Origin of the sequence: Sphingopyxis sp. H115 (assembly GCF_001468465.1) — a bacterium.
GTDB lineage: Bacteria > Pseudomonadota > Alphaproteobacteria > Sphingomonadales > Sphingomonadaceae > Sphingopyxis.
This window is the reverse complement of the sequence record NZ_LNSA01000042.1, coordinates 25,014-35,826: the sequence shown is the minus strand read 5'-3', so window position 1 is coordinate 35,826 and position 10,813 is coordinate 25,014. Positions and strand designations below refer to the sequence as shown.

Genomic DNA, 10,813 nt, shown 5'->3' with positions numbered 1-10,813 from the left:
CGCTCGATCCCGCCGATGTGCGGCCGCTCGACTGGCGCACGATGGTCGCGGGCTGGGTCACGGTAACGCGTCATCGCCGCGCGGCGGGCTATATGATCGCGTCGGGGGTGATGCAGGGCGCGCTGTTCGGCTATCTCAACAGCAGCGAACAGATCATCGCCGAAGTGTTCGATGCGCAGACGCTATTCCCGCTGATCTTCGCCTGCGTCGCCATCGGCATCGCGATCGCGAATTTTTCCAACTCGCGCATCGTCGAGCGGTTCGGCGCGCGGCGCGTTTCGCAGACGGCGGTGTTTGCGTTCATGGCGACCTCGATCGCGCAGATCGTCGCGGCGCTGAGCGGCGCGGAAACGCTGGCGATGTTCACCGTGCTGATGATGGTCAACGTGGGCCTCATCGGTTTTATCGGTAGCAATTTCGGCTCGATCGCGATGGAGGATTTCGGGCATATGGCCGGCGTTGCATCTTCGTACCAGAGCTTTGCCAAGACGCTGCTCGCTGCTGCGGCGGGAGCGTTGATCGGCCAGCTTTACGACGGATCGACCGTGCCGCTGGCCTATGCCTTCCTCGGCTGTGCGACCATCGGTTTGGCGCTCGTGCTGTGGGCCGAGCGCGGCAAGCTGTTTACCCGCCCGGGAACTGCGCCCAAAAGCCCTTACTGACCGTCACCGACGATGGTTTCGGGGTGACTGGAAGGGAATCTTCCTGTGCCGCAGGTACGCCTGCGTCCCGTCAAAACCCGCGGAACCCCGTCAGGGGCCGGCGCCTTCTAGGGCTGCGCGCCTTCGTTGCCCAGCGATGCGCGCTGCGAATCGAGGACGATGATGCGCTGGCGCATCGCGTCGGCGACGCAGGCGGCGTCGCCGCAGGCGTCGCGCTGGCCGATCCGCCAGCCGCGCTGTTCGGTCGCGATCTGTTCGCGCAGCGGCCCGGCGGTGCGATCGAGCTGCCTGTACGCGCGGTTGAGCTCGCGATCGAGCGCGGCCAGTTCATCATCGCCGCAGATCAGCTTCTCGGCGCGGGTCGCGGCATATTTGCAGTTGAAGCTCGGCGGAATTTTCGCTGCCGGCGTCGTCTCTGCCGCTTCAGCGGGCACCGGCGTAATAGGGGCGTCAGCCATCGGAGCGGGAGGTCGTTCGACCGATGACGTGGCGGGCACGGCCGTGGCTGCGATCCCGGCCTTTGTTTCGTCGCCGCCCCGCAGGAACAGCATCGTAGCCATCACCCCGACCGCGATCAGCAGCGCGCCGATCACCAGCGTCTTGGCCGACCCGCCGCGCGACGCCGGCGTTGCCGGTTCGGCCGCCTGGGTCAGAATGGCCGCATGTAGATTGTCGGCTGCGGCGGTTGCCGCTGCGGGCGCCACTCCGGCGGGCGCGGGGTTCCCCGCAAGCTGGTGCGCCTTGGCCGCGATGCGCGCGATCGAATCGTCGCGCTTTTCCAGCCAGTCGATCCACTGCGCGCTGGCGAGATGATAGGCGAGATCGTCGGGAACGATCTCCTCGAGCCGCAGGGGAATAATGGCCTTGTGCGCGCTGTCGGCGAGGATCAGTTCGCGTTTCACATGCGGGCTCTTGTCCGACTGGCTGCAGAACAGCAGCAGGACGCCCGCACCGTCGCGGATCGCCCGCATGATCGCCGTATCGAAGGCGTCGCCGGGCCCGACATCGCGCGGCGCGATCCAGCACTCGACACCATGGCGGGCGAGCGCCCTTTCGACGTGAAGTGCAACATCATATTTGCTCGAATGGTGGCTGACGAACAGCTTCGGACGCTTTGCTTCTTCCATATGCACCCCTCTTGTCCGCGTGCCGGGTCGCCGCACGGACGCGACCCGAACCCCTCGGCACCGATCGCCCTAGTCGCTTATAAAAGGAACAGAAGTCGGACCTGCGTCAACCGGCAAACGCTCTTATTTGCCCTTGACCGCGCGGCGCGCCTTCAGCGTGGCCGGGTCGGGGATCGCGGGCGACAGCGCGGCGATCACCTCGTCGGCGTCGAGGAACAGCGAGGGCGGCATGCCCGCCTCGCCGGGGTTGCCCGCGCGCACCACCCCGGCGGCATAGCGGTCGATGATCGGCGCGAAAGTGAAACCCTTCTTGCCCTGCGCCTTCGCGTCGAGCGCGGCGTGCAACAGCATCGCGTCGAACGCGACATCGGCGGGAACGCCATAAAGGAAAGCGATCTTGGCGTCTGGATCGGCCTTCCCGGGCGCGATCTTCAGGAAAATCTTCGACTTGTCGGTCCGCCAGACCTGCCGCGACTGCGCCTCGAAAGTGCCGCCCGAAACATAGGGCTCGATCAACTGGAACAGCGTCTTGTTGTCGCTGTCCTTCGCGAGCAGTTCGGCGCGCTTGGCGGTTGCCCGGTCGGTCCACAGCTCGCTCGCCGGTTTGGCGAGTTGCCCCGTGCGATCGGCGGCCGGTGCACTGTCGTAAAGGATGCGGTTGGCCGCCATCACAGCGCCGAACGACGGCGCCAGCCATTGGGTCCGCGCGGTGAACTTGCGCCGCGCACCCTCGACATTGCCCTGCTGCGCGAGCGCCAGCACGTCGTAGAGGTCGAGCACCTCGCTTGCCTGCAGGCGCACATCCATCGCCTCCGGCTTGCCCTCGGCGACCAGCTTCGAGTCGAGCGCACGCGCCTGTCCGGCGGCGGCGGCGGCGGCATCCCACTGGCCCGCCAGCGCCTGACCCAGCGCCTGTTCGGCGACCGATTTCGTGAGCGGGTCGACCGTCTTGCCGTCCTTATCCTTCTTGGAGGACTGATAGGCGACCAGGTCGGCCCGCATCTTTGCGCTTTCGTCGAAACGTCCGAGTTCTTCGAGCCGTCCCGCCGCCTCACCGACGGCGCCGGGCGCCAGCCTTGCCAGCGCCGCTGCACGGCTCAGGTCGGCGTCGCTGCCCAGTGGCGCCATGTCTGCATAGGTTTTGAAGCCCAGCAGCGGCATCAGCGAAAAACGATGCTGCGGTACGTCGGCGAGCGACACGCGCATGGCTTCCTCGACCTCGCCCTTGCGGACGAGCGCCGCGGCCTCGACCTGGCCGAAGGACAGGCCCATCGACCGGTTGAAATAGGGGTCGGCGGTCAGCGCCGCCTCGCTGGCTTCGGCGCGCGCGATCGTGACGTCGGCGATCGCGCCGTCATAATCCTTTGCCTCGATGCGGTGCAGCGCGCGCGCGAGGATGAGCGGGATACGCCGCCGGACGTTGCCCTCGCCCTTTTCGCCCTCGAGGATGTTGGTGCAGGCAAGCACGCCGTCGGCGCCGAATTTGCGTTTCGACGCGTCGGCGGCTTCGGGCGGCGGCGCGAACAGCGCAAGCAGGGTGACCGCACCCAGAAAGCGGGCCGCGGCTTCGCCCGTCGTCATATTGTTCGGAAATCCGTCGCACTGGACGTATAGCGATCCTTCGTCCTTTGCCGCGGCGGTTTGCGCCAGCGCGGCCGGCGACACGGCACAGGACAGCGACGCCGCGAAACCCACGGCGAGCATGATGGCTCGGTTCAAGATAATTCCCCCCAAAAATGCTAGCTCGAACCGCCTTCCCCAAAGTCGGCTCCCGAACGCGATATGCCTATCGTTACAGGATGATGGCAAGCTTTTTGAAGGGTGCGCCGGTTAGGCGGCGCGATGTTCGCCCTTGACCCAGCGCACCGTGCCCGACGAGGCCCGCATCACGACGGTCTCGGTCGTCATCACGCCGTCGCGGCGGCGCTTGACCCCGCGCAGCAGCGATCCGTCGGTGACCCCGGTGGCGGCGAAGATCACATCGCCCTTGGCAAGGTCTTCGAGGTCGTAGACGCGGTCGAGATCCTCGATGCCCCATTTTTTCGCGCGCAGCCGCTCGTCGTCGTTGCGGAACAGCAGGCGGCCCTTGAACTGGCCGCCGACGCAGCGCAGCGCCGCCGCGGCGAGCACGCCCTCGGGGGCGCCGCCGCTGCCCATATAGATGTCGATATTGGTTTCGGGGTTGGTCGTTGCGATCACGCCGGCGACGTCGCCGTCGGGGATCAGCGCGACGCCGCAGCCCAGCTCACGCAGTTCGGCGATGATGGCCTCGTGGCGCGGGCGGTCGAGGACGCAGACGATGATCTGTTCGGGTTTGCAGCCCTTTTCGCGCGCCACCGCCTCGACATTCTCGCGCACGCTCTTGTCGAAGCTGACCACGTCCGGCGAATATCCGGCGCCGACCGCCAGCTTGTCCATATAGACGTCGGGGGCGTTGAGCAGGCAGCCTTCCTCCGCGATCGCGAGCACAGCGAGCGCGTTGGGGCCGGCCTTGGCGGTGATCGTCGTGCCTTCGAGCGGGTCGACGGCGATGTCGATCTTCGGGCCCTTGCCCGGCGCGTTGCCGACCTTTTCGCCGATATAGAGCATCGGCGCCTCGTCGCGCTCGCCCTCGCCGATGACGATCGTGCCGTCCATATAGAGCGTGTTGAACGCGGTGCGCATTGCCTCGACCGCGGCGGCGTCGGCGGCCTTTTCGTCGCCGCGGCCGATCAGCTTTGCGGCGGCGATCGCCGCGGCTTCGGTGACGCGCACCATCTCGAGCACGAGCACCCGGTCGAGGTTGCTGCTATTCGTCATGTCCGCACTCTCCGTCTTTGGTCTTGCCTTGGCGCCCCGGTCGGGCATGGTGCGCGCCATATGACCCGCCGCGCTGCTTGTCGAGGATGCTTCGCCCGATTCGGGGCCGCTGTCGTCCTGTCGTGCGTCATCGCCGTGACAGCGGGGGCGCAGGTTCAGGGGCCGCCCGCGCCGAAACCGCCGCGCGACGCCGAAACGGCCGCCGCCAACGCCAAGGAACTGGTCGATCCGATCAAGCGCTGTCGCCCCGCCGACGACGGATCGATCACCGTGTGCGGCACCGACACCGAACGCCACCGCCTGTCGCCCGAGCTGCGGGCGATCGCGAACGAGGGCCGCGAGGCGCCGCCCAAGCTTCCGCGCGCCGAGGCGCGGGCGATGACGATGGACAAGCTGCCCCATAACTGGATCTCGCTCGGCGGACGCTATAAACCCGGCCCCGAATATAATGAGCAGTTTGAGGCAATGAAGCGCGCGACCGACCCCGAAACGGGCATCCCCGCGCCGCCCGAGGAAGAGCCCTAGGCGAAGACTTCGGCCGACGCCGCGGCGGGCCGCGAGGCGCGGTACAGCCCTGCGGGGACGAAGATCTTTGCGAGGAAATAGGCGGCGAAGAGCAGGACCCATGCGAAACTCATCGCAATTTCGAGCGCGGTCCCGGGCGCCTGCGCATTTTGCCAGATCACCGCGCCGTGCAGAAGGATGAGCCCGCCGAGCGCGAGGCCGAAGACGATGCCGATCGCGAAATAGAGGCCGACGAGGCGCCATTGCGCCGGCCCGGTGAGCCGCCAGGATTCGGCGATGGCCGCGAAGGGATTGAGCCGGCCGTGCGCTGCCATGGCGGCGCCGGTCAGGCAAAGCCGCGCCTCGATCCAGGTGCCGAGCAGCATCAGGACCAGCCGGTAGGCGATATCGACCGCGCCGCCGGCCATCGCGTTCCATTCGGCGATGCCGATCGTCAGCAGGATCGGCAGGCTCACGAGCACGCCGAGCCCGACATAGATCAGCATGAGGACGATCAGATAGGCTGCGCCCGCGACCATCCCGTACATGATTTCGGAAATATAGCCTTCGCGGATTTCGGCGAGGATCGCGTTCCACGCGGCGAGCATCGCCCCCGCGACGATCACCGATACGATGCCCAGCAGGTAAAGCGGTCCCGTGATCGAGCCGCTGACATAGGTGCCATAGCTGTTGACCATCAGCGCGATGATCGTACGCAGATTGAAGATCGGCTCGCTCGACAGCAGCAGATAGGGGAAGAGGACGCCGAGCACCGTATAGGAAAGCGCGGCTTGCCGATGCTCGCCAGCCAGCATTCGCGCCTCGCCCAGCCCGCGCCTGATGTCGATATCCATGCTCGCCCCCCGTTCCCCGTCACCGGGGTAACAGCGGCGCGCGCGATTTCAAGCGGCCGTTACAATGCGAGGATCGGCATGTGCATCGGCGCGCCGACGACATGGTCCGACGCCGCGAGGGTAGCGAGCGCAGCGTAGATCGCGCGCGCCGGCCCCTCGTGCGTGACGAGCGCGATGACGACGCCGTCTTCGTCGTCGGCGCCGCGCTGGATGAAGCTTTCGATCGACACCCCCGCGTCGCGCATCGCCGCCGCGATTTCGGCGAGCACGCCGATGCGGTCCTCGACGATCAGGCGGACATAATGTTTGCCGACGCGCGCGCCGGCATCGGCGGCGGGGGCGGCGTCGAGCGCGTCGACGGGCATCGCGAAGGCGGGGCCATATTCGTCGCGTGCGATATCGATGATGTCGGCGACGATGGCCGAGGCGGTCGGCCCTGCGCCCGCGCCCGCGCCCTCGAAGAACAGGCGGCCGACGAAATTGCCCTCTGCGACCACGGCGTTGAGCGCGCCGGGAACATAGGCGAGCGGATGGTCGGCGGGGACGAGGCACGGCTGGACATGCTGGTAAAGGCCGCCCCCATTCGCTCCGCCGTCGCGTTCGGCCATGCCGATCAGGCGGACGCGGTGACCCAGCGCCTCGGCCTCGCGAATGTCGGCGGCGATCAGGTTCCGGATGCCGTTCGCGGTGACCGCGCCGATGTCGAGCTTCGTCCCGAAACAGAGCGCGGCGAGGATCGACAGCTTGTGCGCGGCGTCGATCCCGTCGACGTCGAAGGTCGGGTCGGCTTCGGCATAGCCCTCGGCCTGCGCGCCCGCGAGCGCCTCGGCGAAGCTCGCGCCGCTGCGCTCCATTTGCGTGAGGATATAGTTGCAGGTGCCGTTGAGGATGCCGTAGACGCGCGCGATCTGGTTCGCCGACGCGCCCTCGCGGATCGCCTTGATCACGGGAATGCCGCCCGCCACCGCAGCCTCATATTTCAGCGGCGTGTCCTTCGCCTCGGCAAGCCGCGCGAGGTCGAGCCCGTGATGCGCGATCATCGCCTTGTTCGCGGTGACGAGCGCCTTGCCCGCGGCAAGCGTGTGGCGGGCGAGCGTCAGCGCCGGACCGTCAGCGCCGCCGATCATTTCGACGACGACATCGACGTCGCCCGCGGTGACCAGCGCGTCCATATCGTCTTCCCAGCGATAGGGCGAAAGGTCGATGCCGCGATCCTTGTGCCGGTCGCGCGCCGACAGCGCCACGACCTTGATCGGGCGCCCGGCGCGCCGCGCGATCAGCTCGCGGTTCGCTTCGAGCAGCCGGACGACACCGCCGCCGACGACACCGATCCCCGCGAGCGCGACGCGCAGCGGCGGGCGGGGGGCGGTCGGGGCGATATGGGGCGACATGGCAGAACTCCGTGGGGCAGGGGCGAAGCCGCGCTCCGCCGTCGCGAGCGCCCTATCGGCTTTTGTCGGCGAAACAAGGAAGCTTTTCTGTTTTTTCTGCGCGAAAACGTACAGGCCGGTACCCCTCCGACGTCCGCCGGAGAATAATCAATCGATCGGGGGTTTGCGCGTTCGCGCGCATTCGCCGAGCGCGCCGAGGACGACAGCATAGTCGGCGGCCGCCTTGCGACGATCCTCGGGCGCGGTGCCCGCCAGCTTGTCCAGCGGCAATTGCCGGGGCAGGCCGCACGCGAGCCGATACCAGGCAAGCGTGTCCCGCGCCGGGACCGATGCGCCATCGACAATCTCACCGAACGCGGCCGACCAGCGCCGCGACCCGTCGGCGGCGGTCAGGACGGTGATCGATACCGGATCGCCCGTCCGCGTGTTGAGGAACAATTGCGTCTCGCCTTCGCCGGGCAGCGTTCCTGGAACATGGAAGCCGTTGGCGATGCCGGTGATTTCGGCCGGTGCGCCAGGCTTGACCGCCTCGGTCAGCACCGCGCGCACGCGCGCTTCGGTCGCCGGATCCCAGGGCAATTGCGCGTCGGGGGCGATCAGCCGGACGCTGCCGGTGCTGTTGCTGCCCGCCGCGGCGCCCGGGACGGGGCGGGCGAAGAGCAGGACGGGCTGCTTCTTTTTCAGCTTCGGCGGCTTGCCTTTCGCATCGAGCGGCAGGTCGACGAGATAGGAGATTCGCGACGCGAGCGGGCCCGCGCCGCGAATCAGGCTGACGACATCGGCTTCGACATAGAATCGGGCAAAGCCCGCCGCGACGCCGGGCGCGCGTTCGGGTTTCAGCGCGATGGCTTCATATATGCGCGCGTGCAGCGCCATCGGCGCGGCGGTCGCCAGATCGGCGATGTCGGCATAGCTGTACGGGCTCGCCGCCGGCACGGGCGGGGGGGGCTGCATCGCCGAAACCGTAGGGATTCCAAAGCTCAGGGCAAGGGTGGCTGCGATGGCGGCTGGGTGGGGGAGGCGCATGATCGATCCACTTTCCGTCGTTGATGACACCGTTATCGGCGCCCAAATCCCTATCATGGGACATGGCACATTAACCGCTGATAAAGGGTTTGCGAATGTGCCGCCACCGCGATAGGACGGGCGCGAAGTGTCCGGCAAAAACATAATAAGCCGGATGCAGCGCCGTCGGGTCTCGCACAACGCATCGGAAATCATCCGGGCATTTGGCAACCGAACCCGCCGGCAGGGAATTGGTGTCAGGATGATCTAGCAAGGAGCGTCGTCCCTGAATGGCTTATGGTGATAATGTCGACCCTAAAAACAGGGTAGTGGCGATTGTCTTGGTTGGTCTGCTTACAGCGGTTCTGGGCTATGGCCTGGTCAACGGCTTGAATATCAGTATCGTCAAGAAAATTGCCGAAAAATTGGACGTGGTGGACGTGGAAGAGCCGCCGCCGCCGGAGGAGCCCCCGCCGCCGCCGCCGCCGGACAATAAATTGCCGCCGCCGCCGCCGGTCGTGACGCCGCCGTCGCCGATTCCGCCGCCGGTCACGACCAATACGGTCCAGTCGGTGCCGAAGGCGCCGCCGACGCCGCCCCCGCCCGTCTATACGCCGCCGGCACCGCCGGCGCCGCCGCCGACGCCCGATCTCAGCGCGTCCGGTACGCCGCGTGGCAACCCGGGTCGCTGGGCGACGAACGACGACTATCCGGCGCGCGCCATGCGCGAGGAACGTGAAGGGACGACCGGTTTCCGCGTCACCTATGGCGTCGATGGGCGAATCACGTCTTGCGATATCACGTCGTCGAGCGGCCACGCCGACCTTGATGCCGAAACGTGCAAGCTCATCACGCGCCGCGGCCGGTTCAATCCGGGCAAGGACCGTGCGGGCAACCCCACGGGCGGCACCTACAGCAATCGCATCCGTTGGCAGATCCCGCGCTGATCGGCGCCGGGCACACTGTTTTCGAATTGATCGAATATTTTGAGAGGGAATTTCCTATATGTTTAATCTGATCGCAAATGCCGCCGCTGCGGCGCCGGCCGCCGCTCACGACGCAGGCCTGAGCCTGATGCCCGCCGCCATGTGCGTGAAGGAAGAGGGCCAGAACCCCTACGGTCTGGTCCCCGCGCTGTGCGAAGGCGGCATCGTCTCGCAGCTGACCTTCCTCATCCTGCTGATCATGTTCGTCGGCACGCTCTACATCCTGTTCACCAAGCTGTTCGAACAGAATAAGGTGATGAACCAGGGCAAGGCCGTCGACGCCAATTTCTGGCGCGCCGCGACGCTCGCGGACGGCGCTTCGAAGCTCGAAAAGAACAGCGCCTATCGTCAGGTCGTCGAAGACGGTCTGCGCGCCAACGAAGAGCATAACAAGCTGACCGACCCCGTCGAAGCCCATGACTGGATGCACGGCACGCTCGAGCGTTCGCAGAACCACATCAACTCGAAGCTCAACGGCGGCCTCGCCTTCCTCGCGACCGTCGGTTCGACCGCGCCGTTCATCGGTCTGTTCGGTACCGTTATCGGTATTCTCCGCGCGCTCGTGAAAATCGGTGCGTCGGGTCAGGCATCGATCGACACCGTCGCCGGTCCGGTTGGTGAAGCGCTCATCATGACCGCCATCGGTCTGATCGTTGCGGTTCCCGCGGTGCTCGCGTTCAACTGGCTGCAGAGCCGCAACAAGGCGATCGCCCGCCGTCTGTCGATCTTCTCGAACGACGTTCTCGGTTCGATCATGTCGAACGGGCAGGTCAAGCCGGCCTCGACCACCGTTGCCAAGCCGGCCGCTCCGGCCGCGGCTCCGAAGAAGGCCTGATTTGGCTCTTGGATCCCCGCTTTTCGCCATGTGGCGAAAGGCGGGGTCCGCTGGACAGCGAAAGGCAAGCGAAGCGCGCCGATCCGACGTCCGTGACAGAAATTTTGTGACAGGATGCTAATCCTATGGCGATGAGTGCAGGAAATAAGGGCGAAGATGCCCCGATGTCCGAAATCAACACGACGCCGCTGGTGGACATCATGCTCGTGCTGCTGATCATCTTCCTCATCACGGTTCCCGTGGTGCTGGAAACGGTGAACCTCAAGCTGCCCGACGTGGTCTTCGAACCGACGACGACGAAGCCCGAAAACGTGCTTCTGTCGATCCGTTCGGCCGACACCGATGGCGATGGCGAGCCCAATGCCGACAGCAGCGCTTGCGAAGTCTATTGGGGCCAGACCCCCGTCGATTCGCGCCAGCTGCTCGAACGCGGGCAAAAGAAGCTGGAGCAGCTGCTCGAAGATATCGGCGGTCCTCAGAACATCACTGAAGAAAACTTCCCCGAAGTGCACATTCGCGGCGACGTCAACACGCCGTACCAGTGCATCGGCGGCGTGATCTATACGATGCAATATGCCGGCTTCCAGAAGATCGGGTTCATTTCCGAACCGGCTCCTGGCTCGGGCACGGTGGGCCGCCTCTAAGGCGGT

Annotated in this window: 10 protein-coding genes and 1 pseudogene; 5 read left to right on the top strand and 6 right to left on the bottom strand. The window is 66.3% G+C overall.

All coding sequences use genetic code 11. The annotated features are described in order from the left end of the window. A pseudogene (locus ATE71_RS20125) lies at positions 1 to 662 on the top strand (Bcr/CflA family drug resistance efflux transporter); the annotation flags it as partial. Positions 663 to 769: 107 nt separating this feature from the next. Here ATE71_RS20125 and ATE71_RS20120 read toward each other — a convergent pair. The 3 genes from ATE71_RS20120 to glpX all read right to left on the bottom strand — a co-directional run bounded on the left by ATE71_RS20120 (position 770) and on the right by glpX (position 4,588). Beyond that, on the bottom strand, positions 770 to 1,789 hold the full coding sequence (locus ATE71_RS20120; RefSeq protein ID WP_058805116.1) for a TIR domain-containing protein: 1,020 nt from the start codon (positions 1,787 to 1,789) through the stop codon (positions 770 to 772). Positions 1,790 to 1,912: 123 nt separating this feature from the next. Next, positions 1,913 to 3,508, bottom strand: coding sequence for a hypothetical protein (locus ATE71_RS20115; RefSeq protein WP_152998865.1), 1,596 nt, complete (start codon positions 3,506 to 3,508; stop codon positions 1,913 to 1,915). Positions 3,509 to 3,619: 111 nt separating this feature from the next. Next, positions 3,620 to 4,588 (bottom strand): class II fructose-bisphosphatase, encoded by a 969-nt coding sequence (gene glpX / locus ATE71_RS20110; protein ID WP_058805122.1) that lies wholly within the window; start codon positions 4,586 to 4,588, stop codon positions 3,620 to 3,622. Between the two features lie 60 nt (positions 4,589 to 4,648). Between glpX and ATE71_RS20105 the strand changes: the two genes are divergently transcribed. Further along, positions 4,649 to 5,113 (top strand): hypothetical protein, encoded by a 465-nt coding sequence (locus ATE71_RS20105; protein ID WP_058805114.1) that lies wholly within the window; start codon positions 4,649 to 4,651, stop codon positions 5,111 to 5,113. On the opposite strand, the gene ATE71_RS20100 is transcribed toward ATE71_RS20105, so the two are convergent. From ATE71_RS20100 to ATE71_RS20090, 3 genes are all read right to left on the bottom strand, one after another. After that, a complete protein-coding gene (locus ATE71_RS20100; RefSeq protein ID WP_058805113.1) occupies positions 5,110 to 5,946 on the bottom strand; it encodes a hypothetical protein in 837 nt (278 codons plus the stop codon). The two genes, ATE71_RS20105 and ATE71_RS20100, sit on opposite strands and share 4 nt — an antisense overlap. Before the next feature lie 59 nt (positions 5,947 to 6,005). Next, positions 6,006 to 7,337 (bottom strand): homoserine dehydrogenase, encoded by a 1,332-nt coding sequence (locus ATE71_RS20095; protein WP_058805112.1) that lies wholly within the window; start codon positions 7,335 to 7,337, stop codon positions 6,006 to 6,008. Between the two features lie 147 nt (positions 7,338 to 7,484). Continuing rightward, positions 7,485 to 8,291, bottom strand: coding sequence for a hypothetical protein (locus tag ATE71_RS20090; protein ID WP_235588089.1), 807 nt, complete (start codon positions 8,289 to 8,291; stop codon positions 7,485 to 7,487). 341 nt (positions 8,292 to 8,632) lie between these two features. Between ATE71_RS20090 and ATE71_RS20085 the strand changes: the two genes are divergently transcribed. From ATE71_RS20085 to ATE71_RS20075, 3 genes are all read left to right on the top strand, one after another. Then, entirely contained in the window at positions 8,633 to 9,289 is a 657-nt protein-coding gene (locus ATE71_RS20085; protein ID WP_058805110.1) for an energy transducer TonB, read from the top strand. A gap of 58 nt (positions 9,290 to 9,347) precedes the next feature. After that, positions 9,348 to 10,163, top strand: a complete 816-nt coding sequence (locus ATE71_RS20080) for a MotA/TolQ/ExbB proton channel family protein (protein ID WP_414893035.1) — start codon at positions 9,348 to 9,350, stop codon at positions 10,161 to 10,163. 125 nt (positions 10,164 to 10,288) lie between these two features. After that, positions 10,289 to 10,807: an ExbD/TolR family protein gene (locus ATE71_RS20075; RefSeq protein ID WP_058805109.1), complete on the top strand. Its 519-nt coding sequence runs from the start codon at positions 10,289 to 10,291 to the stop codon at positions 10,805 to 10,807. Positions 10,808 to 10,813: the final 6 nt, after the last annotated feature.